Below are 23,294 nucleotides of genomic sequence, written 5' to 3'. Positions count from 1 at the left end.
AGTTATTTAATTTTTTCATATTCACCATCCTAAATTCGATAAAAATTCATCTGTTATATTTTCGTTTAAATCTACGTGTTGTTGATTTGCAACTGCTCTTGATAGTCCCATTAACATAGCTATAATTCCATCAATACGTTTAGTTGATTTTGATTTATCAAACTTAATATCACCTGACGCATTTTCAACTGAGATAACATTCTCAGCCATCCACGTTAGGACTTTATTATTCCCATGTCTAATTTTCCCATCAAACAGTAACTCGTAAAAGTCCTTTGTTGCTGGTGACATCGTTCTATATCCTTGTCCAAAATCTACTACTGTAAATCCATCTTCTTGCAAATCTGAAATAATACCTTGCGAACCAAAACGGTCAAATGCTATCTCTTGAATATCGAAATCTTTGGCACACTCATTTATAATCTGTCTAACATAACGAAAATGAACATAATCACCGTCCGTTGAGTGTAATAAACCTTGCTTCGCCCAAGTAGTATAATCAACCCGATCCCTTTTCTCATGATCTAATAAGGACTCACTAGGCTTAAAGAAGTGAGGAACAATATAATATTCTCCATCAATAGGAAATACCATCACAAACGCTGTAATATCAATTCTTGTTGACAAATCCAATCCTGCCCAACATTCTCGACCTTTTAAAAATTTTAAGTCTACGTCACCATCACATAAATGCCACTTTTTCATATTTATTGCTTGCTCATTCGACATTCTGATATGCTGATTAAGATATAATCGGCGAAAAGTATTTTCCATGTTAGCCATATCACTAGCTTGTTGTGCTAAACTTTTTAGTTCATCATAACTTCGAAACTTGCCTAAAGCTGGATTAGCTTTGTGCCACTGTTTTTCATCCATGATATCGCAATCATCGTTTGCTTCAAATATAGCAGAGTAGAATGTATCGTTTTGTATCTCACCTGATTCAATCCTCTTAGCGTATTTGTAAGTAGAGTATTCTAAATTGTATTCATTTTGACCGCTTGAAGCTGTGGTTATTTGCAGCAAAAGCGGTTGACCTCTTGTACCCATACCAGTCTTAAGTTTGTCAAACAGATCTCTATTTTTTGCCTCATGTGTTTCATCAACGCAAGCAACATAAACGGAGAATGAATCAGCTTTACTCGCATCAGAACTAATAACTTGTAACATACTATTCGTTGCGTTTCTTATTATCTTTTTGCGACTATCAACAATACGACAATGTTTAAGTAGTGTCTTGTTAGTTTGTATCATGATCTTTACTGTGTTAAATAAGTTAGCCGCTTGGTCACGTGAATTAGCTGCTATAATGTATTCAGCCCCATACTCTTTATCGCAGTATAGGAGATATGTAAATATACAAGCTATGAGAAAACTTTTTCCATTCTTTCTAGGCAAAAAAATAAAAGCCTCACGATACCTTCTAGTACCATCAGGACTTTTCCAACAAAGTAAATCACATATTATTTTCTTTTGAAATTCAAGAAGTTTAATCTTCTGCCCTTTTTTACCTTTATCAAGATTTAGTTTTTCTAAGAAGTTAACAACCTTTTCAGCCTCATTGTGATCGTACCAGTATTGTTTTTCCATTAGACGATCATTCCTTCAAGATCATCATCATCATTTTCATTCTCATTTTCAATTACAATTTTTTGTAGTTTAGCTCTCTCTCTTGGTGTTAAGCCAAACTCTTTTATAAAAGCTAACATTGATTTCATGGCATTATTTGCGATAGAAATCTCAGGTATTTGTTGACGATAACCAGTTGCTGTTACGAAGCATAAATCTTTATTTTGTTTAATTGCTTTCTCTGCATCGATCCAACGTTGATAATTAGAACATAATGATGCTAATGCAATTTCGTCACCTTGTTTCCATTTTGATTCTTTTATAAGCATGTCGGAAATCTCATGAAACTTCTTTTTTGCTTCTGCTTTTAAAAATGATGGTGCTTTAATATTGTTATCCATCACTCCCCCTCCCTTCTAAAAATTTTAGGTGAAACCACCCCGATTGAAAATCACAGAAAGTTGCACAGTTAACTTGCCCATCGGTCTTTATACCTACATTTAAAAATTCTCAATGGTGCCCCACGTCTTTATATTTTCTTTTATCCTCTTGTGTTTTCAAATTATGATGAAAATGACAACACATTTGTATATTCGATAACTCTAACCTTTTATTCCAATTAACTTTAATAGGAATGATATGATCGGCTACATCAGCAACTGTAATGACATCCTCATTCAAACATATCTCACATAGGTTATTCACCCTCGCTCTGGCTACATTCCTTACAGCTTTCCACTCAGAACTATTATAGAATTGTCTAGACTTTTGATCCCTTGCATACATATCATATTGCTTGTTACTCTCAGCCTTAGTAATCCCTTCATGCTCCTCATGTTCATCACAGTACTTACCCTTAGTTAGACTAGAACAACCTATCTTATTGCATGTCTTCAGTGGTTTACTTGGCATCCTTAATCACATAGTCATCAATAGCATAACAACGGCCTAACCACATCTTCCATACAGTGAAGTGTTTATCTCCACTCATCTCGTATACTGTACGATATGTTAACGGTAATAGTTGTCTTATGTACCAAATGAATCTACTCATAAACTTTCATCTTCCTTTCTATCTAGTTTTTAGCTTATTGCCTTATAAACCTCAACAACTTTACATATATAAGAGTCTACACCGTTTGAATATTCTTCAGAAACTCTCTCATCATAATCTCTTTTTGCATCATCGTAGTTACTATATATTGTTTGTCCTGCATCACAATAATCACTAAATACTGCATACAAAGTCATCTACTCATCTCCTCTTTGATCCATCATCTTTATTACCCAAGCACAATACATCCATAATACGAATAACTTTAACTGTTTCAGCAATCTCATCTCTCCTAAGTATTTTAATTCTTTTAAAATTACATACAAAAAAGACATCCCAGAAGGATGCCTTAATACTCTGCCCTTAATATATATGAGCTGTCGTCTCCATGATAAGAGTAACTAATATCATTGTTTGATATGTATTCTTCATGGTTGTTCATATTTTCATCAGTAATACCTAACTCTTGAATTAGTTGATTTCTTTCTCCCATTGTTAATTCTGGATTTGTTACACCAAACAATAAACGGAAAGACTGTAATTTCTGCATCCTTTGGTGCATGTTCTAAGAATACTCCTGATCCTACAGAAGGCTCTAAAATCCTCGATTTGTTAGGTAGTCTATCCTTTAACACGTCCCATATAAACTTAGCTACTACTGACGGAGTGTGAAAAGCTCCATTTGCTGAGCTATTAGGTAATATTCCACCAGTGCTAGTATAGTTTTCTTTTAGAAATTCAACTTCTTCATATGTAATCTCATTTATCGGCTTTGAGATGATCTCCATTGATTTTACGTTACCATCCCAACGCTTACGGTCTGCTTTACCCACTCATTCACTCCTTTTCAAATAGCTTTTCATATTCCTTCCGATCAATCAATTCAGCAATAACGTCCATTTCTCCGCACATTACCATTTGGATAACAATAGTCTTTGAGTCAGAAGTGAAAAATGTGTCAGCTAATCGACTTTTTAAATGAAATCTTTTAAAGTAACTTTGTCTGTACGTCTTAGTAATAGCACCTGTTACAGCATTAACATGGTTACTAATTGAGGCATCTTGACTATTATTAAACATTTATAATTTCCCCCTAGTTTTATGACAGGTGGTTAAACTCCCCGTCCTATTAAGCCTCTTCAACCTCATATAATTCTAAATAAAGGTCAGTGTCATATTTTCTTATAATTCTTTTTACATTCTCAATTGTTAATATATAGAAGTTATCATCACGCACTTCAAACCAATTTCCTTTTTTAGTTCTATAAATTGTGGTTTCATAAGTTCTTGTAATAAATCCATAATGAGAAAGACCCAACACGTCTTTTTCATACTCAAGAACAAAATCAGCACTTTCCGTATCGTATAACTTCCCATCAATTATTTTTTTCACAATATAATCTCCTTTTTTATGACGGTGATTTTTTTCCACCGTCTTATTAAATTTGTGCATAAAAATAGCCACCCACATGATCCGTAGTGAGTGACTAGAATTATTGCTCTTTATCTTTTATACTGACTCCAATAGTAATACTAATTGATTCGTAATCATTAAATTCTTTTTCTTTATTAATAATATTAACTAAGATTTTATTTAAATGTTTGCATTAAATTGTGCTCAGATATTTTTTTTAATTCGTTCAATAACTTTCTAAAATCCTCCGCTGGATATTCATCTACCTCACCGAGACCAACATCTACAGTCTCTACTACTCTCACACTATCCACTGGATAACCTTTACTAATCAACTCCTGAGCCTCTTCGAATACAGCCTCGATATATTCCGATTCTGCTATTGTTGTCCAACTATTCATTAACTTTCTCTCTGCTAAGTAAATAATAATCACTCCCTAAGTTTTTCTTGCATACGATATTTTCGTATGATATACTACATTTAATAATAGCGCACGTATGTAAAAATTTATACTAATTTTTTAAATGTCTTTCTATTTATTATATTTTCGATACAGCTATATGTCTTTTCATAGACTTCAGCCATCATATTACAAAAAGTACTCTTCCGTTTTCCTTCCTCTTGCCATTCTTTCCACTGTTTCAATATCTCACCTGCATCTTCATTTGAAAGTTTTTTACGACCTTTTGTTATTGATGCAATAACACTTGGACTATATTGTTCCTTTCTTGTTTTTAATTCTAAATTATGTATTCCGTTATTAGTCTTATCTTCATCTAAGTGATCAATTTCCAATCCTTGATTAAGCCAATATGTATCTTCGACACCCATATGAGCACTCATTATAAATGCATGTACTGTACTTCCTTTGCGTTTACCTTCTTCATCTACTAGTGTTATTGTCAAATATCCCCATCGTTTACTAGGCTTAGGATTTAACCATCTACCTTTTTTACACCTCAATGAATAAATTCTACCGTTAACCACATCTGCCTTGTAATCTTTAAAACCTGGAATTGGCACTAACACCGATTCCTTTTCCATTACGCTTTCCATTTCTAATCATCTCCCACATTTTTATTAGCGTATATCCTCATATACACTTATTGCAGCACCCACAATATTTAACGCACAATAAAACCCACCTATAAATAGATGAGTTCTATATACGCTAAATGGAGATGTGGAGTCTCCAATAAATATATATTCTTTATAAAACTTTCGGTTAAACAGTAACCATAGGAAGGACGGCAAAAGCGAATAACTTTCGTAGTTCCCTTAATCCCTTATTCCAACGTCCTCCACATCATCGTGAAAGACGCTCTCAAAAGGATCTTACATCCATTATTTCTTGCTAACTCTTTACGAGTAATCATCAAAAACACCTTATAGGTCACGCCTCATATTTTATGTCTCCGGCGGAGAGAATCCGAGAAAGTGCGCCCGAATGTTGTAAACAACCGAATAACCAAACAAACAAACTTAATCATAGGAGGGACGGCATAAAGAGTAGCTTTCGCAGTTCTCTATTTTCCCTCATCTCCGTTGACTACCGCAGACGATCCGTACTGAGTAGCGCGTGAGGAACCTTTCTCACCTCTATGGTTTTAAAGGAATATATCCTTTAATAAACACACAAACAACGCAACGCTTTCACCTGTTTTATTGTCGGTTGTGCATTTATTAAAAAATATATTGCTTTTTTCTTTTCTATTTGTTATGATTAACATGTTAAAATTTTGATCTATTTATAAAATTTTTTAAGTAAAAATAAAAGGGAAAGAAAAATCACACTGCCGATTATTGTGTATATTGACTTGGCATCGTCCTCCCTAACACACGCTTATCGCAAATAATAAAAATGTCCACAAACCCCCTATTTATTGAGTCTGTGGACATTTTTCTAATAGGTGTTAAAAACTCAAGCGGAAAGCTCCTCAAGCTTCTCTTTTAACTTACGCTTGCGCTCTCTATCCTGTCTGTTTCTATGTTTTTTCTGACACTCATCACATCTGATTTGCCTTTGTCTCGGTTCATCTATTATCTCTCCACAACCAGCACAATCAACTTCATTATGTACATTCTTACGAATATTATCTACTATATCTTCTCCAAATGATTCCCATAAGGTTCTCTTATATTCAGTATCTTCAAAATGAAACAAGTGTCTAACTAATATATCTGCAATCTTTTGAGAATCTGGATAAACCTCTAATAATTTTTTACGAATCTCAACATAAACCTGTAGTTTCTTGTCATTGGTGTCATTGTCTTCACATTCCTTGTGCATATAATGTCTTTTATTCTTATTTAAATAATTATACTTATTGATAATCTTTTGATCTGTCTCTTTATCAATAATGTATTCATCATCTTTAACATTTGGACTCCACATTAACTTTTTATAATCAAATTTACCAATTACACTCTTAAAATGGATTCGTTTGTCAATTATTACATCTTCAAGTTTATTGACAATGCTTTCGTTCTTTTCCATCGTAACTTTTTTATCTTTGGCATACATAAAGAAATATGGAAGTTTTTGTTTTTCGTATTTGTTCCACTCCGCTTTAATATTTTCTGGAAGAGTTACAACATCTAAAGTTTTTGCCATATCAATAACATGATTATTATATGAGCACAATTGCTTGATTAACTTATAATCTCTCTCATAATCAAACTCACTTTTATTAAATACTTTTGAAATGGTGTTACTTATGATTCCAATATTGGCTTTAAAAGCAACCTTGAGACTCTCAAATATGCTATCAGGATCGATTGGCTTAGGATCACTTACACCCATTTCATATTCTAATGGAACAACGTCTAGTCTTTTAGCATTGTTTTCAACTACATTAATGAGGCATTCTGATGATGTAATCAAAATTTTATCACCATCGAAATCTGCCATTAATATTTTAGGAAGTAAATCATTCGCTGAAATATGTACGGCTTTAGTAATAAACCATTTTTTCATTTCCTCAGATCTAATATTTTCCCTTATAACATGCTCAAAACTCAATGCTGGTGCTCTCATTAAATCAACTTTTGTATTCTCATACAAGCTGCTAGAAACTTGACCATCTTGTAATAGTCCCTTCTCATTGCCGAGAAAAATACTATTCATCACGTAATACCAATCAGGAAGCACATATGTATATTTTCCTTCTATGCTGAGTTTACCGGATTTAGCCTCTTTTATTATTTTCTCCTTCCTATTCTTAATTGCCTTTTTGCTATTCTTATCGTTCAATAAAGCAGGATAAAGATTAATCGCATGTTGGAATTCATTCTTTTCTTCATTTTCATCTTCTGCACCGAGTACACGGATCATAGTGTCTACATCAGACCCCATATTCATCAAATCATCATTTGTCATTTGTCCTAGATTCATTAGGTCTTCGTTTTCTACATCTACTAACGATTGTAAATACTGATAATTCAATTTTGCATTTGGAATGGAATCTTCTTCAGCGTTCATAAATGCTGCTTCACAATCATACTTTTTGAAGTTATCTTGATACACTTTCCAACTCTCTTTATATTCATTTTTATTGATAAAATGCTTCCACATCTTGAATTGAGATTTAAAAAATATGACTTCGACTTGATCTTTGACAATATCCCACTCCTTGCCGTAAATATCAGTCACTTTAGGGTTAGCTGAGAATTTATTAAATGGTACGGGAGAAAGACACCCTTTCATAAATGGAAGTCTAAATTGCATGTTCTTATAGACACCTTCACCAAACAACTCCTCACTCAAGCTAGGAAGGTACATTCCTGCACCGTCAGTGATTTCTAAGTCCACTGTCCTATCTTCGTCACGTATAACATCAAAAGTATCTCTACTAATAAAATCAACTGTTCTATTTTTTAGTGATGCTTCAACATCATCTACAACTATGCATCTATCAATTTTAAAACTTGACCATTCATTACTAGCACTTGAAGCTAAACTTTTATACGCAAGGAATTTATTAACACTCATTCCACCATTGTTATTGATATCATCAACACTTAGTCCAGCAGTTATTGATTTCTCAACTCCGTAGTCTTCATTGCTCCAAGCATCCTTTTGAATAAAAACAGCCTTTTTGTCACGAATTTGACCACTTGAAGACGAGAAGTATATATACTGCTTACCTCGGTATTTGAATCCTTTATCTAATAAACTCTTGAATATTTCGTAGTTGTAAATCTCTACAATTATCAACTTATCAGACAATTCGTTTTCTTTTATATCCAGCTTGCGAGTCAATGTAGACTTAAACAATGCAATCCTTTGAGTCGGATTTAACCTGAGTGGATTTAACTCACGGACATCTTTATGCTCCATAATCTTACTATTTAACTCACGTTTCAAACCAGCATTAGAAACCTTTTTACCTTTAAATACCTCTTCACACAACCATTTATAATAGTCTAGTTGTCTCTGTGCCGTTGAGATTTTTTGGATAATAAATTCTTTCTCTTTTATCGCTTTTTTATCCTTTTCATATTCCACATTCGATAAATCATTATGTAAGTCACTTAGTTTAATTAACATTTCATCTTCTTGTGATGATAATTTATTCAAGTCATGGTAGCGATCCTTAAGAGTCTTAATTCCTCTTTCTTCCTCATTAAAAAATACATCCGTAGAAATTGAATATATATATACTTGTTTACCTAGATTACTAGACAAATAATCCACTCCTCGTTTTTAATATTAAAATAAAAAAATTGAATTCATTGTAGCGTAGCGGAAATGATAGGGGTGAGCACTTGACACGCGCACTATGTGTCAAAGCGGAACGCCATCCTCTGAGAGATTAAAACCTTGGGGGAAAGCGACAATTCATTCGCAAAGAACGCTCAAGAATCTTACGTTTTACATTTCCCCCAAACCCCCATTGTCCTTACCATTTTAAATTTTGACACATCTTTATTACCTAGTAGTAATCTTTATATAATTATAGTTAATAAAGACGTGTCTTTTTTTCATGAGAATAGTTTTTCTATATCTCCCCAGTGCATTTCATTAATATCATTAGATTCACTTTTCATCTTGTCTATATCAATCGTTATATCCCTTGCATCATTGTCAATTAGTAATCCAACTAATTTATTATTGTCTTTCATATAGCTAAATTTAGTTCTATATCTATCCATCTTTCCTGATGTATTAGGATCTGACGCTTTATTTTTTCTCATCTCAGCATTGAGCATTAATTTATCCATTACCGTTCCATTCAACTCTTGCTTTAATCCCTCTTTTTCAATCTCATCCAAGGTAAAATTAAATATATCTTCATATTCGTCTTCTATGTAATTCCTATTAACTGTGATTTTGTATGATAAATAACAGTGGTGTATATAACTATTTTGGCGTAGTTTCTTTTCAAACTTATTTTTAAATTCTTTCCACCTTGGACTGGATCTAACGTCAGATATACTATGTAAGTGTTGATTAAATCCCATTTCTTTTAATACTTCTTTTTCACACTGGAGTATGGTTTCTTTCTCTTCTTCATTTGCAATTCTATGTATATGATCTTTTGTGCATATAGATTTAACCTGCTCATACATTATTAACGATTTGTTCCTCAGATTTTTTAACACTGTTTCAAAGTTTGCTCGAAAATTACTGTTTGTCGTATTATAAAAATCATAGATTATCTTTTCTTCTATATTCTCAACTTTGGACAACTGAGGAACATTTTCTGAGCAGTAGCGGTAGTTATTGTTAATGGCTTGAATGTGATTTAATAAGCCATTTCTTGTAATAACCACCGTCTGTTTCTTCTTTTCTATTAAGTAATCAAGTATTAAAATTTCCATTATGTGTGCAAAAACACTACTTTTACCTGTGTTATTAACCTTTTCTTTTGGTACTTTATGTATTTTACTTATGATAATTTGATGACCTTCTTTGTAATACTCTATGAATCTATCTAACTCTTTAAGTTGAGCCTTTTTACTATTGTTCTTCTTAGGCTCAACTTCCAACTCAGCACACAGTGCATTATAATTTTTGAGTATTTGTCCCTCACTCAGATTTTCAATTTTTATTGTTATCTCTTCCCTTCTAGTTACTCCATATTTTGTCATTATCGTTGGTTTATGTCTGTTTCATTTTATCTTTAATGACATTTTGTGGAGTAAATATTTAACCTCATGCACAGTACTAAATTTTTTCAGATAATCCTCAAAACTTATGTTGTAGATCACTTCCCAATATCTTTTGTTGCTGGTTCTTTTTGCATGAATAAGATAACCGATGTTATTTTCCGAAAAATAATTATTGATGTGTGTATAACTTTTCTGGATACGTCCTCTATTATCTTTTACACGAACAGTATTAATGAGTTCCTTTTTCTCTTTTTTGAATAAGGCCTTTCCCACAATATTATCTAAGTAGTTATTCATATCGTATTCGGAATGCATCGTCCGTTTTCACCTCCTTCAGATTGCTTTTATTTTCACAAGTCATCTTCATGCATTCCAGTAATCATATGACAACTAGTACATTCAATTTCAATAAACCTTCCATCTTCGTCTTCATTTTTAATTGATACAAACTGATTATGCCTTTCATTACATTGATCACATTCATAATTTTCGATTACACCATCTTCAATCATAGTAATACCTCCGTTTTATTGTTTTATTGTTCAATATCCCCTTATATAGATAGGCTCACACGATTCTATTTGCCTCCGAGTGTAAATACACCTAACAAACTATTAACCTCTCAAAACGCTTTCTACGTAGTAATCCTGAGCCGGTAAATCACATAATTCAAACTGTTGGTAAGCAATAGTTAAATTCTGCTTGTCTTGATTGGAAATTTCTTGATATGACTGGACGTAAGACTGTGCGAATGACATTTATTTCACCTCCTTAGGTTGATTAACATACAAATCATATGTTTTTGTTGACAAGTGTTAACTAAGCCTGTAATATAGGCATTGTAAGTAAGTGGACAACCTTATCAGACAAACTTATGGTAGGTTTATCTACCATATAATATAGGCACATATTTAACTCTACTACACTTAACTATTAAAGTCTAGTGTTATTTGTCGTTATTTGATAGTTTGGCAGAGTAAAATTAAGTTGCTCTACTTCCTCTTGCAATTTTAGGTACTCTTGAGTTTGCTTCTGAGTCATTTGAGAGATTTGTTCTTTGCCAATTTCATTGAAGAATTTCCCCTGTTCTTCTTTGGATAGTTTTGACCATACTAAGTGTGCAGTAGTGGATTTTAAGTCTCCATCTTCAACCATGTCTTGCAGTTCTGGAATAAGTGTATTTAGCTTCCTAAAATTATTAACTTGTTGTTGGGTTAGCCCTATCTGCTCTGAAAGTTGTTTTTTTGAGGGTTGAAAATTATTTTCATCCCTCCATTGGTTACTCCCATTCCCAATCCCATAAATCCTCTCCAGCTCTACAATACACTTACTCATCTTCATCGGATTAACATTGCCAATACCTCTTTGAAGAATGTTTGTACTAATCAAATCCTCAATAATCATATCCTCTTTTGTCTTTTTTAATTCTGCTTTCACCTCTCTCAATTCTTTAACTGTCATTTCATCTACTGTTTTTGTCTCACCAGTTGATGGGATTTCATGTGATTGCTCTCGTTGGTCTTCAGGGAGTGTTGCAATTTCGTAAAGTGCTCTTGTTCCTAAATGTGTGTACGTACCCACATTTGATTTACCAAGCTTTTCACATACCTTTATAAATTTTGCTGCTTGCGACTTATCCATTTCAATAGATTCTAACCACTTGACATACTCACCATGTACTAAATCATTTTCCTTAACGTGTTTTAACCTCTTACCAATTTCAAATATTGCTTGGCCTGCTACTTTAAAGCACATTGATTATCAGATAACAAAGAAAGACGAAATAACTGAATACCATGCTTGTTTGTACAAACTCCTTTTTTACTCTCTTCTGTGAGAAAACAGATACAACTACTTCTCTCACTTTGCAACCTCCTGTTCCATCGACTCTATAAAGGATTGAGCTACTGGATATGTAGTATAGATTTTCTTACCCTTATAATAAACATCGATATCTAGAATAGATAATGTTGCTCGTATACCAATAAACTCAGCATTAAAGTTTTTGTATAAGTAGTAGCTCTCATTGCCATCACCATTTCCACCAATCGCCTCTAGCTTAGTTATCAAAGCATGTTTACAAACTGTATACAATTCATGGATGATCATATCTATTTCAATCTCTTTAATACCTTCAGTTTTTCCCACTAATTTAAAATCTGATTTCCTAAGCATATTGCCGCCCCCTTTTGATCCGACAATAAAATCCTGCGTATAATGGCCAACCACAAACGCTGTCAGACGTTTCCAAAGCTTGCTGGATAGTTATGGTTTCATACACCTTGTCATTTCTTATTTGGATGAAATCTGCATCTGTAAGCGGAATGAGAATGTCATCTATTAAAATGCTGACTCTCTCAATGTCTCTTTCTACTATTAGAGTTCCGGTCTTGTAACCATCGACACGGTCAATCGTTTCTTTTATTGAATTACTCAAGTGTTCAAACATTATAATGACCTCCTTTTAGTTGTTTAACCAATCGTATCCAATAGATTTATAAGTCCCACATTCGCTCTCCCCAGCATCGTCTACCTGGTAGTTAGCCATCGTGTAGTTGTAGCTGGAAGAAGCTAAGAGACTGCTTATATCTCCAATCTTGCCTTTCGTTTTTGCAAGGACGTTATTAAGTATTATTGAAAAGTCACTATCTGATAGTTGATTCGACCTGGAGTTATAAAATAAGTCAATTTCCAAAAGTGAAACTGAATCATCTATCAATCGATTAGTATTTTGCTTTAATATCTGCTTAATCTTAGTTGGTAGCTGTAATCCATTTAACTCATCTATCTTTGATTGATTGATAGATTCTTTTTTAGTAATCTCTGGATAAGTATTCTCTGTAGTAATCTCTGTTAATGTCTGCTCACTCTGAGCAAGACCCTGTTCATGGTGATCAAATATCTGCTCACTGTGGTCAAGGCTCTGTGTCAGTGCTTTACCCTCTTGCTTATTTTGAGCATGGCTCTGTGGTAAGGGTTGATCAATGGAATAACCATCTAATGAATAGCCTAATTTCAGCAATTCTTTTTGAACAAATTCAAGGTTAACTCTATACCGGTTCGTGTTATCAGTTTTGCCATTTCGATATCTAATGTCAGGCTTTTTGCATTCAACAAATTTTTGACTTACTAATTGCTTTAATCTACGGTCTACTGTGCCACGACTACTAATCATTATTTCTTCGTTAAATTCCTTTGCAGACTTCCAAAACCAGCCATTCCTAACCTTTAGTAATTCCTTCTCTGCTTTATCTTCTGCACCAACTTTTTTATAATTTTCAGCTTTTAACGAAGACTCTCTATCCATTTCATTAACTATCTCGCTCCAATAGATACATTGGCCGAGGATGATTGCACTGATGGAATCACCAGTTAAAGCAATCAATTCTTCTTTTATTACCACACGTTTTAATTTTTTCATGGCTTCTATTCTCCTTTAGCTGACACTCCCATTTTCCTCTAGCCAGTTCAGAAGGAAAAATTGTGTCTCTTTTGCTTTAAAAAACCACTTGCTTCCAATTTTAAATCTAAGTTTCTTAAAATCTTCATCAAAGAAAAACTGCTGCTGAATGAAATTCCAACTCATGCATGTTCTTCTTAGTAGTTCATTCCTATCCCAATAAACTAATTCAAGATCAACTTCTTTTAATTTTTCATCAAGTTTTTTCATGTATTCTTGTTTCAGTTCTTTTTCATCAATTGTCACATTAACCATTTGCTCACCTCCTCGATATCTAAATAGTAGCATAGGGTAGCATAGGGTGTCAATTATATCATTAAGATAAAATGGAATTATTAATATTAGCTGTGATATGATTAATGTAATACCCCTTATAGAGAGGACGTGAGTTAATTGGTCAAAGAACATACTTTAGCTACATATGTTAAAGCTTTACGCATGAGGTCAGGTATTAGCTCTAAGGACTTGGCAGCTAGATTGGGAAGGGCCTCAAGTTTTGTTAGTCAAATTGAAAACAATAGAAATAAAAGTCCAAAATACGAAACTGCATATGATATGTTAAAAATATTAGGTGTGGAAGAAAAAGATATTGAAAGTAAATTACAAGCTTTCAATATATACTCGCCAGAATATTACGATGCACAATTAAGGCAGTTTGAAGAGTATCAAGAACATGAAGCAGAAAGAGCAGAAGAATTAGCTAATGATCCTGAATATCAAGAACATATGGCAAAACAAGATGCAAATAGAGAAGATCAAGAAAGACAGGAGTTCTTTAAAAATAATGGTAATAAGGAATATTGGGGTGAATCTCCTAGTGGTGTATGGTTTAACTGGTTTGATAAAGATGATATGGAAAAACAAATTAAAGAAATAAAAGTAACGTTAGATTCGCTTGCTAACACTCCAGTAAACGACAATGTAAAAATAATAGGAAATATGAATGCATTAATCACAAAAATGAGAGAAGACAAAGAGTTATTTGATTTCTTTTCATCGTTATTTTCAGAGGATTATTCAGTAGTTCAGCAACATAAACGAGAAAAAATCATCAAAGAAATTAATAAAATAGTGAGAGATGGGTTTTAATTTGTTATATAAGGAGGTTTTAAAGTGGCTAGTTTTGAGAAACATGCAGATAAAAATTGGGAATACCGGATAAAATATAAAAATCCTCTTACTGGTAAATTTAGAGAGAAATCAAAAAGAGGATTCGCTACTAAGACTGAAGCTAGACGTGCTGCGGAGGATATGGAAAGAAGTATCGATGATGGCAACGAGACAAACAAAGATATCACACTTGATTTTTATTTAAAAGATTGGCTCCAAACATGGAAGCTACCACCTAAAGTAAGAAAGAACACTTATGACCTGCATAAAAATAATATTAACAATCATATTATCCCCTATTACAAAAAATTAAAATTAGTAGAGTTAACACCTAAAAAGCATCAAAACTTTTTAGATAGCCTATCTGCAAATAACTATAGTAAACGCACTATAGAAATAGTACATGGCACAATGTACTCAGCTATGGACAGAGCAACTATCGAAAATAAAATACAAAGGAACCCTTGCGTTGGTATTATCATAACTGCTCAAAAAGAAAGCAAGAACAAAGAAAAACTTGAATATATCGATTCTGAAAATATCCCTTTGTTTTTACGGCACGCTTATGAATACAATCCTTTATTATGGCTTTTCTTTAAGTTTCTTTTAGATAGCGGTAGCAGAAAAGGTGAGGCAGCAGCCTTACAATGGTCAGATATTAATTTAGAGGAAGGTTTAATTAATATTAACAAAACCTTAGACTTTTCCGCTAAAGCAAACGATAAACTGTTTGGAGATACAAAAACCTTTAAGTCAAAAAGAGTAATCACCATACGGAAAAGTTTAATAAAAGATTTATCACTTCATAAAACTTTCCAAGAGCAAAACAAATTAGCGTTAACTGATATCTATAAGCATGATCTAGATTTAGTGTTCTGTAGAAAAGATGGAAACTTCTTGCCTAAGTCTACTTTATTCAATGCGCTTGAGCGAATCCTAAAAAGAGCTAACCTACCACAGATACCTATTCACGCTCTAAGAGACTCTCACGCTGTATTGTTATTAGAGGCTGGTGCTTCACTTGAGTATGTTCAACGAAGACTAGGACACCGAGACTATTCGACCACAGCTAATATATATAGTCACGTATCAAAAAAAATAGAAAGAGATACATTAGAAAAATACGAAGACCATATGGATGATATTTTAAAATAAACTATATTTTTTTATCATTCTTTGTGGGCATTTTGTGGGCAAACTATTTTTTATTAGCATTTATTATAGAGCGCCCACGAACCAAAAACCCCAGAACCATTACGGCTCTGGGGTTAATCCTATTAATAAGTGTTCATGTACTGCTCGCGCTCCCAAGGGTGAACTTGTGTGCGGAACATGTCCCACTCGATTTCTTTAAGTTCAATAAAGTGCTCAAGTGCGTGTGAACCTAGAGACTTTGTGATAATTTCATTCTTACGTAATGCTTCAGTTGCTTCTCCTAGATTAGCAGGTAATGCTTGAATACCTTCTGCTTTACGCTCTTCATAGTCCATAGCATAGATGTTGCGATTCGTTTCAGGTGGTGGTGTCAAGTTATTTCTGATACCATCAAGGCCAGCTGCAAGCATTGCTGCCATAGCTAAGTATGGGTTAGCTGCCGGGTCTGGACTACGAACCTCAATACGCGTACTCAAGCCTCTTGAAGACGGAATACGAACTAATGGGGAACGATTTCTCATAGACCACGCTATGTAACATGGTGCTTCATAGCCAGGTACAAGTCTCTTATACGAGTTCACTGTCGGGTTAGTGATTGCAGTGAATGCATCCGCGTGCTTAAGGATACCGCCTAAGAATTGCATTGCTGTTTTACTTAATTGTGAGTCAGTTGTCTCATCATAGAAAGCATTTACGTTACCTTCTGTGAATAAAGACATATTAGCGTGCATTCCGCTTCCGTTTACGCCAAACAATGGTTTAGGCATAAATGTCGCATGCAAGCCATGCTTTCTAGCAATTGTTTTAACAACTAGCTTGAACGTTTGAATGTTGTCGCAAGTTGTAACTGCGTCTGCATATTTAAAGTCAATTTCATGTTGCCCAGGAGCAACCTCATGGTGAGATGCTTCAATTTCAAAGCCCATATCTTCAAGCTCTAAAACGATATCTCGACGGCAGTTTTCCCCTAAATCTGTAGGAGCAAGGTCAAAATAACCACCTTTATCATTTAGATCAAGTGTTGGTTCGCCATCTGAGTCAATTTTGAATAAGAAGAATTCAGGCTCTGGTCCGATATTGAAATCGGAATATCCAAGGTCTTTTGCTTCTTTAAGTACTCCTTTTAAAACGCCACGCGGGTCCCCATCAAACGGAGTTTGATCTGGGCTATAAATATCACAAATTAATCTTGCAACTTTTCCTTTTTCCGGAGTCCAAGGGAAGATTACCCAAGTATCAAGATCTGGAAATAAGTACATATCCGATTCTTCAATTCTTACAAAACCTTCGATGGATGAACCATCAAACATCATCAAGTTATCCAATGCTTTTGTTAATTGACCTACAGGAATCTCAACATTCTTAATAATACCTAAGATGTCTGTGAACTGTAATCGAATAAATCTTACATTTTCCTCTTCTGCCATTCGTAAAATGTCTTCTCTAGCGTATTTACTCATTCGTATAGTCTCCTCCTTCAAATTTACTGCTACTAATGTAGCAGGGGTACTTTTACAAATCTCCTTCATCGAACAAAAGGATGCTCATGCTTAACGATGAACATTCAATTTTTTCGATTTATCTAAGGATAGTTTTATGATACCGAAGATTTTTCATTCTTTGTATAACCTTGTCAGATAATCTGACAAAGAAATTTTCTGACAAAGAAAGATATAGTTCCCCTTTTTCATAATACCCAAATCTACAATTTCCTAATCTACCTTTTAATTTACACGTCATTTTTCTATTAATTTGAGCGCTGCATCGAACACTGCAATCTTTACATGTTCAAATGTTAGACCACCCTGAACGTATGCTGTATACGGAACTCTAATTGGTCCATCAGCGGTTAACTCCATACTCGCTCCTTGAATAAATGTTCCCGCAGCCATGATCACGTCGTCTTCATAGCCTGGCATATAACTAGGGTGTGGTTTAACGTGTGCATCTACTGGTGATGCTGCTTGGATCGCCTGACAAAATGAAACCATCGCTTCTTTCGTTGGAAAGGAAACCGATTGTATTAAATCCGTTCGTGGCTCTTCCCAGGAAGGAGAAGTCGTCATCCCTAATTCACTCAGAAATCTAGCGGTATACAATGCCCCTTTTAGGGCTTCATTCACGACATGAGGTGCCAGGAAAAAACCTTGATACATTTCCAGCAGTGAATAGAGGCTTGCTCCACCTTCCAGACCGATACCTGGAGAAGTCAAGCGGTTCCCACACAGTGTAATTAAATCTTCTCTGCCAGCAATGTATCCCCCGGTTTTTGCAAGTCCACCGCCTGGGTTTTTAATAAGCGAGCCGGCAATAAGGTCTGCGCCTACATTTGTTGGTTCAAGTTTTTCAACAAACTCACCATAGCAATTATCCACAAATACAATGATAGCAGGATCTATCTTTTTCACTTTTTCAACCATTTCTTCAATTTGTTTAATTGTAAACGACGGTCTATCTGCATAACCTTTTGATCGTTGAATCCCTATTACTTTAGTTTTTGGCGAAAATTGAGATTCTACCTCTGCAAAATCTACCTCATTATCCTTCAAGGCAATTTCTTTATAACTGATATCAAAATCTGCCAAGGAACCTGTCCCTTTTTCTCCGCGTTTACCGATTACTTCTTCCAGCGTGTCATAAGGGGCACCTGTAATATACATAAGTTCGTCTCCAGGTCTTAGAATACCAAAGAGACTTGTACTAATTGCATGCGTGCCGGAAATAATTTGTGGACGAACAATTGCTGCGTCTGTATGAAACACATCTGCGTAAACTTTTTCCAAGGTATCTCTTCCTAAATCGTCGTATCCATAACCCGTAGATCCTTGAAAGTGAAAGTCCGATACTTCATTTTTCTTAAATGCTGATAACACTTTTCGTTGGTTATGTTCCGCTATCTCACCTCGTTTATAAAAGGCATCTTGTAATATAAACATGGTTTCACTACTAATTTTCTCTAGCTTGTCTCTTGTAAGTAATTGTGACTGCATGATTTTCTCCCCTAGTCGTTCTTTCTGTCTTGTAACTCATGATAAATTCCCGATTCAACTGGCGCATATCCTCTAATAATATAGTTTTCCGTTGCTTCATCGAATTGCCTCTCTATTTGGATTGTTTCTTTTTGTATTCGATGAAGAATTTTTCCATCGGAAGCATGTACATACACGATAAAAGAATCAAAGTATTCTTCCATCGCAGCCTCGATTTTGTTTTTTAGAATAACCATTTCGTCATCGTTATGTGCACTAATTAAAACAGATGCCCCTTTGCTGTGCGAAAAGAAATCTCCTTTAATCTGATCGCGTTTATTATAAACCGTTAACATTGGAATTTGCTCTGCTTCTAAATCCAATAGAATCTTTTCCACAGTTTCTTCGTGATTAACAAAGTCAGGACTCGAACTATCTACCACGTGTAAGATCAGGTCCGCTTCTTTTACTTCTTCTAGTGTCGATCTGAAGGCAGCAATAAGAGCTGTTGGCAACTGCTGTATGAATCCAACTGTATCCGTCAGAAGAACTTCCATTCCGGACGGCAGTTTTAACTTTTTTGTCGTCGGATCTAATGTTGCAAACAATTCATCCTCCATATAAGCATCGGCCTGTGTAATTTTATTTAATATCGTCGACTTGCCGGCATTTGTATATCCCACCAAGGAAATTTGATAGGCTTGGTTCTTTTTTCTGCGCTCACGGTATCTTTCTCGATGCGCAACAATTTGTGATAACTGCTTCTTTATTTCATCCATCCGGCCTCGAATGTGGCGCTGGTCAATTTCAAGTTGGGTTTCACCAGGTCCACGAGTACCAATTCCACCCCCGAGACGAGAGAGAACGTGTCCCTGTCCTCTCAAGCGCGGAAGTAGGTAACTTAACTGGGCTAATTCTACTTGCAGTTTACCTTCTCTGGACCTGGCTCTATTCGCAAAAATATCTAATATTAGCTGTGTTCGGTCGATCACGAGAATATCTAATTCATTTGTTACATTTCGAAGCTGTGAAGGCGTTAATTCATCATTAAAGATAACAACATCCGCTTCTTTTTCTTCTACTAGTAATTGTAATTCTTCCACTTTACCGCGGCCTATATAAGTACCCGATTGGGGACGTTCCAACCCTTGAATGAGGCTTGCTATAACTACTCCTCCTGCAGTATTCGTTAACGCAGTAAGTTCTTCCATACGATACTGAAAGTCTTCTTCATTTGCTGATTTGAGTTTGACTCCTACTACAATAACTCTTTCTTTACTCGCTTTCATATTTGACTGAATAACAAATCACCTTCTTTTTAGGATTCCCTTAGAATATTATGGAACGCTCTCTCAAAATCGGTTCTTCTTAACGTTGCAAGTATATCCCGGCTATATTCCTTTTCTTGCAAGAGGCGGACAGCCTGAATACGAATTGCTTTCTCTAGCAAGTTCCGGATAAATCGCCCATTACTGAACCTTCCATGTTCATATTCTTTTGCAATGATTAAAAGTTCATTCATATAGGTCATAGATTCATCATCAAGTTCATAGTCTCGCTGCGCTGCCATACTTTTCGTCATTTTCAACAACTCTTCTACCGAGTAATTGGGAAAAGTCAGTACCATTGGAAATCTTGATGGTAATCCTGGGTTTAACCTCATAAACCGATCCATCTCGACCGGATAGCCAGCAAGGATTAAGACAAAATTATGTTGTTGATCTTCCATTACCTTAACGAGAGCATCGATCGCCTCTTTTCCGAAATCTTTTTCTCCGCCCCTCGCTAGTGAATACGCCTCATCAATAAACAAAACTCCACCGAGAGCTTTTTCTACTAAGTTACGTGTTTTCTGTGCAGTGTGTCCTATATATTCTCCGACTAAATCTGCTCTTTCCACTTCAATAAAGTGACCCTTTTCTAGTACATTTAAGTCTCTCAACATGGTAGCTATTAATCTTGCCACGGTTGTTTTACCTGTTCCTGGATTTCCTTTGAAAATCATATGAAGTGCTTGTTGACCGGTCTTTAACCCTTTATCCTGTCTAATATTATTAATGTAAATCCAAGAATAAATTTCGTGAACAAATGACTTAATGGATTCTAATCCTACATAGTCGTCAAAAGACTTCATGACATTGCGATATTCAACATGATCTATCGGCGGATAATTACCTTCCCGCCCCCATAATGAATCGTTCTTCTCTCTCTCTTCCGAGTTGATAACAATATTTATTTGTCCTCTTTTTTTCATTTTAGCTGACTGTAACATCGAAGTCACCATCCTCTATCTTAAAGGAATTCCTATCTGTCACAATCACTATACGCATGAACTTTATAGACGTGACAAATGCCTATAAGAAAAACGGCACTGAAAAAGTTAAAAATCGACTTTTCCAGTGCCTTTCCTCTTACTTACTTTCCTGATTTAATTGAACATTTCGTTGAGGTGAGAACGTTGAAATTGCGTGCTTATAGACCAATTGTTGTTTACCGTCTGTATCTAGTATAACGGTAAAATTGTCAAAGCTCTTCACATGTCCCCTGAGCTGGAATCCGTTAAGTAAAAATACAGTAACCGGAATATTTTCTTTCCTCAATTGATTTAAGAATTGATCTTGTATGTTCACTGATTGTTGTTTCATATATGTGCAGCCCCCTCTATTCACATTATTAACTATATTCTAGATTTAAAACAACTTTCCTTCTAAATATAGAATAATTTCTTCTATTTTTTCTTCCCGGTCGTCTGTCATATCAAACCATTCTATGTCCATCTTGTTACGGAACCATGTTAATTGCCGTTTAGCAAAGCGTCTGGAATATTGTTTTAAATTCTCAATCGCCTCTTCCTTTGAACAATCTCCAAGTATATACGGAGTAATCTCTTTATATCCAATCGCTTGCATGGATTGCACCGAAGCAAATCCTTCATTTGTTAACTTCTTCACTTCTTCAATCAACCCATCTTGGATCATTTGCTCCACCCGTAAGTTAATTCGTTCATATAATTTGTCTCTATCCATCGTTAATCCTATAACATAGAAATCATAGGAGGAAGACCGGTTTTCTTCTTTATCACTCCGTAAAGGTTTACCTGTAAGGTGATAGACTTCCAATGCCCGAATCACACGACGGCGATTGTTTGGGTGAAGCTCCTGGTAACTTTCTGGATCAATATCCTTAAGCTGGCTATGTAATGCTTCGTTCCCATGTTCTTTCGCATACTGCTCTAACCTCTCACGAAATGCTGTGTCTTCCCCTTTTTCTGAAAAATCATAGTTATATAATACAGCGTTCACATATAACCCTGTACCTCCTACAATAAAAGGAATCCGTCCTTTTTCGTATATTTTATGTATAGCAGTGTTTGCCGCAGATTGAAAGTCAGCAACCGAAAAAGAGTCTTGCGGATTTATAATATCTATTAGATGATGAGGTACATCTTCCATTTCCTCTGGTGTTATTTTAGCAGTACCTATGTCCATGTCACGATATACTTGCATGGAATCCCCACTAATAATTTCACCGTTGAAATGTTGGGCTAGTTGAATACTCGTTGCGGTTTTCCCAACAGCTGTAGGGCCAACAACTACAATCAATGGTTTACGTGTTGTCATTGTTATTCCCTCTCTTCCAAATCAATAATACCATAGTGGAACACTGAAGATGGTCTGACTTGAACATGAAACCATATAAAGCAAAGCGGGTACTCTTAAAATGGTCCTTCAATACTACTTTCTTTTTTGCTACTCTTATAGCCTCGATGATCATTTGTTCAAAATCACCTTCGTATAACCCATATTGTTTCAAAGTTTCGATACCATCTGATGAGACTTCTTCTTGAGACATAGGATCGAAATAAACCACGTCAACACTTGCGTCTGGCTGTTCCTTTAACCAGTTTTCTGCGTTTGTATGAATAACTTTTATTCTTCTCATTGCTTCGTTTAAAGGCTCAAGGGAACTTTCATACGATTGAAGCCCTTCTTCTACGATAGTAAAAATAACCTCTGATGCTTCTAATCCAATAACATTGCCTTGCTTCCCTATAGCTAAACTTGCAAGTTGTGCATCAGATCCAAGACCCAGCGTTGCATCCACTAGAATATCACCTTCTCGTAAATCACACGCTGATACGAAAGGGTCCTCTTGATGATAAAGCCATCTTTTCGCCCGAAACATTGCAGCATTTGGATGAAAGAAGAAAGGCTGACTTCCTTCTTCACGATATACTTCAATTCTAGTAGTTGTAACTACGTATGCAGGCCCGCCACATTCACCGATTAACTTGTCAATCGGTTGTTTTCTTCTTATAACATAAGGAAGTGACCACTTTTCAGCTAACTTTCGCCCCCACTTTTTTATATCTTCTGCTGCTTTCGAAGATGACGTTACAAATCCGTCTCGCTCCATACGAATCCTCCTCTACCTGGGATGACTAAAAC

The 23,294-nt window shown here is 35.1% G+C and carries 29 protein-coding genes; 2 read left to right on the top strand and 27 right to left on the bottom strand.

The window, feature by feature from the left end; translation table 11 throughout:
• Positions 1 to 21 precede the first annotated feature (21 nt).
• From ACHABW_RS01185 to ACHABW_RS01090, 20 genes are all read right to left on the bottom strand, one after another.
• On the bottom strand, positions 22 to 1,590 hold the full coding sequence (locus ACHABW_RS01185) for a terminase large subunit (protein ID WP_435753687.1): 1,569 nt from the start codon (positions 1,588 to 1,590) through the stop codon (positions 22 to 24).
• Complete coding sequence (locus ACHABW_RS01180; protein ID WP_435753686.1) at positions 1,590 to 1,970, bottom strand: phage terminase small subunit P27 family; 381 nt, start codon at positions 1,968 to 1,970, stop codon at positions 1,590 to 1,592. Before ACHABW_RS01180 ends, ACHABW_RS01185 begins: the two co-directional genes overlap by 1 nt.
• Before the next feature lie 109 nt (positions 1,971 to 2,079).
• A complete protein-coding gene (locus ACHABW_RS01175; protein ID WP_435753685.1) occupies positions 2,080 to 2,481 on the bottom strand; it encodes an HNH endonuclease in 402 nt (133 codons plus the stop codon).
• The gene (locus tag ACHABW_RS01170) at positions 2,471 to 2,623 is read right to left on the bottom strand and encodes a hypothetical protein (protein WP_435753684.1); all 153 of its coding nucleotides are present in this window, start codon (positions 2,621 to 2,623) and stop codon (positions 2,471 to 2,473) included. The genes ACHABW_RS01175 and ACHABW_RS01170 overlap by 11 nt, the downstream gene beginning before the upstream one ends.
• A gap of 29 nt (positions 2,624 to 2,652) precedes the next feature.
• Entirely contained in the window at positions 2,653 to 2,820 is a 168-nt protein-coding gene (locus tag ACHABW_RS01165) for a hypothetical protein (protein ID WP_435753683.1), read from the bottom strand.
• Positions 2,821 to 3,072: 252 nt separating this feature from the next.
• On the bottom strand, positions 3,073 to 3,456 hold the full coding sequence (locus ACHABW_RS01160) for a hypothetical protein (RefSeq protein ID WP_435753682.1): 384 nt from the start codon (positions 3,454 to 3,456) through the stop codon (positions 3,073 to 3,075).
• Positions 3,457 to 3,460: 4 nt separating this feature from the next.
• Positions 3,461 to 3,703: a hypothetical protein gene (locus tag ACHABW_RS01155; protein WP_435753681.1), complete on the bottom strand. Its 243-nt coding sequence runs from the start codon at positions 3,701 to 3,703 to the stop codon at positions 3,461 to 3,463.
• A gap of 49 nt (positions 3,704 to 3,752) precedes the next feature.
• A complete protein-coding gene (locus ACHABW_RS01150) occupies positions 3,753 to 4,076 on the bottom strand; it encodes a hypothetical protein (protein ID WP_435753680.1) in 324 nt (107 codons plus the stop codon).
• Between the two features lie 137 nt (positions 4,077 to 4,213).
• The gene (locus tag ACHABW_RS01145; protein WP_435753679.1) at positions 4,214 to 4,438 is read right to left on the bottom strand and encodes a hypothetical protein; all 225 of its coding nucleotides are present in this window, start codon (positions 4,436 to 4,438) and stop codon (positions 4,214 to 4,216) included.
• A gap of 107 nt (positions 4,439 to 4,545) precedes the next feature.
• Positions 4,546 to 5,094 carry an HNH endonuclease gene (locus tag ACHABW_RS01140; protein ID WP_435753678.1) on the bottom strand — a complete coding sequence of 183 codons (549 nt, stop codon included), beginning with the start codon at positions 5,092 to 5,094 and terminating at the stop codon, positions 4,546 to 4,548.
• 865 nt (positions 5,095 to 5,959) lie between these two features.
• The gene (locus ACHABW_RS01135; protein ID WP_435753677.1) at positions 5,960 to 8,725 is read right to left on the bottom strand and encodes a TraR/DksA C4-type zinc finger protein; all 2,766 of its coding nucleotides are present in this window, start codon (positions 8,723 to 8,725) and stop codon (positions 5,960 to 5,962) included.
• Positions 8,726 to 9,021: 296 nt separating this feature from the next.
• Entirely contained in the window at positions 9,022 to 10,131 is a 1,110-nt protein-coding gene (locus tag ACHABW_RS01130; RefSeq protein ID WP_435753676.1) for a hypothetical protein, read from the bottom strand.
• 21 nt (positions 10,132 to 10,152) lie between these two features.
• Positions 10,153 to 10,467, bottom strand: a complete 315-nt coding sequence (locus ACHABW_RS01125; RefSeq protein WP_435753675.1) for a hypothetical protein — start codon at positions 10,465 to 10,467, stop codon at positions 10,153 to 10,155.
• Between the two features lie 35 nt (positions 10,468 to 10,502).
• Positions 10,503 to 10,664 (bottom strand): hypothetical protein, encoded by a 162-nt coding sequence (locus ACHABW_RS01120; protein ID WP_435753674.1) that lies wholly within the window; start codon positions 10,662 to 10,664, stop codon positions 10,503 to 10,505.
• A gap of 102 nt (positions 10,665 to 10,766) precedes the next feature.
• Positions 10,767 to 10,910: a hypothetical protein gene (locus ACHABW_RS01115; RefSeq protein WP_435753673.1), complete on the bottom strand. Its 144-nt coding sequence runs from the start codon at positions 10,908 to 10,910 to the stop codon at positions 10,767 to 10,769.
• 175 nt (positions 10,911 to 11,085) lie between these two features.
• Positions 11,086 to 11,907: a DUF3102 domain-containing protein gene (locus tag ACHABW_RS01110; RefSeq protein WP_435753672.1), complete on the bottom strand. Its 822-nt coding sequence runs from the start codon at positions 11,905 to 11,907 to the stop codon at positions 11,086 to 11,088.
• A 105-nt stretch (positions 11,908 to 12,012) separates the two neighbouring features.
• Positions 12,013 to 12,327: a hypothetical protein gene (locus tag ACHABW_RS01105; RefSeq protein WP_435753671.1), complete on the bottom strand. Its 315-nt coding sequence runs from the start codon at positions 12,325 to 12,327 to the stop codon at positions 12,013 to 12,015.
• On the bottom strand, positions 12,320 to 12,601 hold the full coding sequence (locus tag ACHABW_RS01100) for a hypothetical protein (RefSeq protein WP_435753670.1): 282 nt from the start codon (positions 12,599 to 12,601) through the stop codon (positions 12,320 to 12,322). The genes ACHABW_RS01105 and ACHABW_RS01100 overlap by 8 nt, the downstream gene beginning before the upstream one ends.
• 15 nt (positions 12,602 to 12,616) lie before the next feature.
• Positions 12,617 to 13,573, bottom strand: a complete 957-nt coding sequence (locus tag ACHABW_RS01095; protein ID WP_435753669.1) for a hypothetical protein — start codon at positions 13,571 to 13,573, stop codon at positions 12,617 to 12,619.
• A 15-nt stretch (positions 13,574 to 13,588) separates the two neighbouring features.
• Complete coding sequence (locus tag ACHABW_RS01090) at positions 13,589 to 13,867, bottom strand: group-specific protein (protein ID WP_435753668.1); 279 nt, start codon at positions 13,865 to 13,867, stop codon at positions 13,589 to 13,591.
• A 138-nt stretch (positions 13,868 to 14,005) separates the two neighbouring features.
• On the opposite strand from ACHABW_RS01090, the gene ACHABW_RS01085 reads away from it, so the two are divergent.
• Together ACHABW_RS01085 and ACHABW_RS01080 are read left to right on the top strand one after the other, a co-directional pair.
• Entirely contained in the window at positions 14,006 to 14,701 is a 696-nt protein-coding gene (locus tag ACHABW_RS01085) for a helix-turn-helix domain-containing protein (RefSeq protein WP_435753667.1), read from the top strand.
• Positions 14,702 to 14,725: 24 nt separating this feature from the next.
• A complete protein-coding gene (locus ACHABW_RS01080) occupies positions 14,726 to 15,877 on the top strand; it encodes a tyrosine-type recombinase/integrase (protein ID WP_435753666.1) in 1,152 nt (383 codons plus the stop codon).
• Between the two features lie 122 nt (positions 15,878 to 15,999).
• Here ACHABW_RS01080 and glnA read toward each other — a convergent pair whose 3' ends face one another.
• The 7 genes from glnA to ACHABW_RS01045 form a co-directional block, all read right to left on the bottom strand.
• Positions 16,000 to 17,337 carry a type I glutamate--ammonia ligase gene (glnA, locus tag ACHABW_RS01075; RefSeq protein ID WP_435753665.1) on the bottom strand — a complete coding sequence of 446 codons (1,338 nt, stop codon included), beginning with the start codon at positions 17,335 to 17,337 and terminating at the stop codon, positions 16,000 to 16,002.
• Positions 17,338 to 17,613: 276 nt separating this feature from the next.
• Positions 17,614 to 18,813 (bottom strand): aminotransferase class I/II-fold pyridoxal phosphate-dependent enzyme, encoded by a 1,200-nt coding sequence (locus tag ACHABW_RS01070; RefSeq protein WP_435753784.1) that lies wholly within the window; start codon positions 18,811 to 18,813, stop codon positions 17,614 to 17,616.
• 65 nt (positions 18,814 to 18,878) lie between these two features.
• Complete coding sequence (hflX, locus tag ACHABW_RS01065; RefSeq protein WP_435753664.1) at positions 18,879 to 20,135, bottom strand: GTPase HflX; 1,257 nt, start codon at positions 20,133 to 20,135, stop codon at positions 18,879 to 18,881.
• Between the two features lie 29 nt (positions 20,136 to 20,164).
• Entirely contained in the window at positions 20,165 to 21,118 is a 954-nt protein-coding gene (locus tag ACHABW_RS01060) for an AAA family ATPase (RefSeq protein ID WP_435753663.1), read from the bottom strand.
• Positions 21,119 to 21,257: 139 nt separating this feature from the next.
• Positions 21,258 to 21,491 carry an RNA chaperone Hfq gene (gene hfq, locus ACHABW_RS01055; protein ID WP_110936280.1) on the bottom strand — a complete coding sequence of 78 codons (234 nt, stop codon included), beginning with the start codon at positions 21,489 to 21,491 and terminating at the stop codon, positions 21,258 to 21,260.
• A 45-nt stretch (positions 21,492 to 21,536) separates the two neighbouring features.
• Positions 21,537 to 22,466 (bottom strand): tRNA (adenosine(37)-N6)-dimethylallyltransferase MiaA, encoded by a 930-nt coding sequence (gene miaA / locus ACHABW_RS01050; RefSeq protein WP_435753662.1) that lies wholly within the window; start codon positions 22,464 to 22,466, stop codon positions 21,537 to 21,539.
• The gene (locus ACHABW_RS01045; RefSeq protein ID WP_435753661.1) at positions 22,453 to 23,262 is read right to left on the bottom strand and encodes a class I SAM-dependent methyltransferase; all 810 of its coding nucleotides are present in this window, start codon (positions 23,260 to 23,262) and stop codon (positions 22,453 to 22,455) included. Before ACHABW_RS01045 ends, miaA begins: the two co-directional genes overlap by 14 nt.
• Positions 23,263 to 23,294 lie beyond the last annotated feature (32 nt).

The organism is Salipaludibacillus sp. CF4.18, assembly GCF_051262595.1.
Lineage (GTDB): Bacteria > Bacillota > Bacilli > Bacillales > Salisediminibacteriaceae > Salipaludibacillus > Salipaludibacillus neizhouensis.
Note: the sequence above shows the minus strand (reverse complement) of the source record. Positions and strands in the feature narration are given on the sequence as shown.

Bases quoted from the DNA above. Each gene is read 5' to 3' on its own strand.
- ACHABW_RS01185 (WP_435753687.1), bottom strand. From the start codon at position 1,590: ATGGAAAAACAATACTGGTACGATCACAATGAGGCTGAAAAGGTTGTT.
- ACHABW_RS01180 (WP_435753686.1), bottom strand. From the start codon at position 1,970: ATGGATAACAATATTAAAGCACCATCATTTTTAAAAGCAGAAGCAAAA.
- ACHABW_RS01175 (WP_435753685.1), bottom strand. From the start codon at position 2,481: ATGCCAAGTAAACCACTGAAGACATGCAATAAGATAGGTTGTTCTAGT.
- ACHABW_RS01170 (WP_435753684.1), bottom strand. From the start codon at position 2,623: ATGAGTAGATTCATTTGGTACATAAGACAACTATTACCGTTAACATAT.
- ACHABW_RS01165 (WP_435753683.1), bottom strand. From the start codon at position 2,820: ATGACTTTGTATGCAGTATTTAGTGATTATTGTGATGCAGGACAAACA.
- ACHABW_RS01155 (WP_435753681.1), bottom strand. From the start codon at position 3,703: ATGTTTAATAATAGTCAAGATGCCTCAATTAGTAACCATGTTAATGCT.
- ACHABW_RS01150 (WP_435753680.1), bottom strand. From the start codon at position 4,076: ATGCACAAATTTAATAAGACGGTGGAAAAAAATCACCGTCATAAAAAA.
- ACHABW_RS01145 (WP_435753679.1), bottom strand. From the start codon at position 4,438: ATGAATAGTTGGACAACAATAGCAGAATCGGAATATATCGAGGCTGTA.
- ACHABW_RS01140 (WP_435753678.1), bottom strand. From the start codon at position 5,094: ATGGAAAGCGTAATGGAAAAGGAATCGGTGTTAGTGCCAATTCCAGGT.
- ACHABW_RS01130 (WP_435753676.1), bottom strand. From the start codon at position 10,131: ATGACAAAATATGGAGTAACTAGAAGGGAAGAGATAACAATAAAAATT.
- ACHABW_RS01125 (WP_435753675.1), bottom strand. From the start codon at position 10,467: ATGCATTCCGAATACGATATGAATAACTACTTAGATAATATTGTGGGA.
- ACHABW_RS01120 (WP_435753674.1), bottom strand. From the start codon at position 10,664: ATGATTGAAGATGGTGTAATCGAAAATTATGAATGTGATCAATGTAAT.
- ACHABW_RS01115 (WP_435753673.1), bottom strand. From the start codon at position 10,910: ATGTCATTCGCACAGTCTTACGTCCAGTCATATCAAGAAATTTCCAAT.
- ACHABW_RS01110 (WP_435753672.1), bottom strand. From the start codon at position 11,907: ATGTGCTTTAAAGTAGCAGGCCAAGCAATATTTGAAATTGGTAAGAGG.
- ACHABW_RS01105 (WP_435753671.1), bottom strand. From the start codon at position 12,327: ATGCTTAGGAAATCAGATTTTAAATTAGTGGGAAAAACTGAAGGTATT.
- ACHABW_RS01100 (WP_435753670.1), bottom strand. From the start codon at position 12,601: ATGTTTGAACACTTGAGTAATTCAATAAAAGAAACGATTGACCGTGTC.
- ACHABW_RS01095 (WP_435753669.1), bottom strand. From the start codon at position 13,573: ATGAAAAAATTAAAACGTGTGGTAATAAAAGAAGAATTGATTGCTTTA.
- ACHABW_RS01090 (WP_435753668.1), bottom strand. From the start codon at position 13,867: ATGGTTAATGTGACAATTGATGAAAAAGAACTGAAACAAGAATACATG.
- glnA (WP_435753665.1), bottom strand. From the start codon at position 17,337: ATGAGTAAATACGCTAGAGAAGACATTTTACGAATGGCAGAAGAGGAA.
- ACHABW_RS01070 (WP_435753784.1), bottom strand. From the start codon at position 18,813: ATGTTTATATTACAAGATGCCTTTTATAAACGAGGTGAGATAGCGGAA.
- hflX (WP_435753664.1), bottom strand. From the start codon at position 20,135: ATGAAAGCGAGTAAAGAAAGAGTTATTGTAGTAGGAGTCAAACTCAAA.
- ACHABW_RS01060 (WP_435753663.1), bottom strand. From the start codon at position 21,118: ATGTTACAGTCAGCTAAAATGAAAAAAAGAGGACAAATAAATATTGTT.
- hfq (WP_110936280.1), bottom strand. From the start codon at position 21,491: ATGAAACAACAATCAGTGAACATACAAGATCAATTCTTAAATCAATTG.
- miaA (WP_435753662.1), bottom strand. From the start codon at position 22,466: ATGACAACACGTAAACCATTGATTGTAGTTGTTGGCCCTACAGCTGTT.
- ACHABW_RS01045 (WP_435753661.1), bottom strand. From the start codon at position 23,262: ATGGAGCGAGACGGATTTGTAACGTCATCTTCGAAAGCAGCAGAAGAT.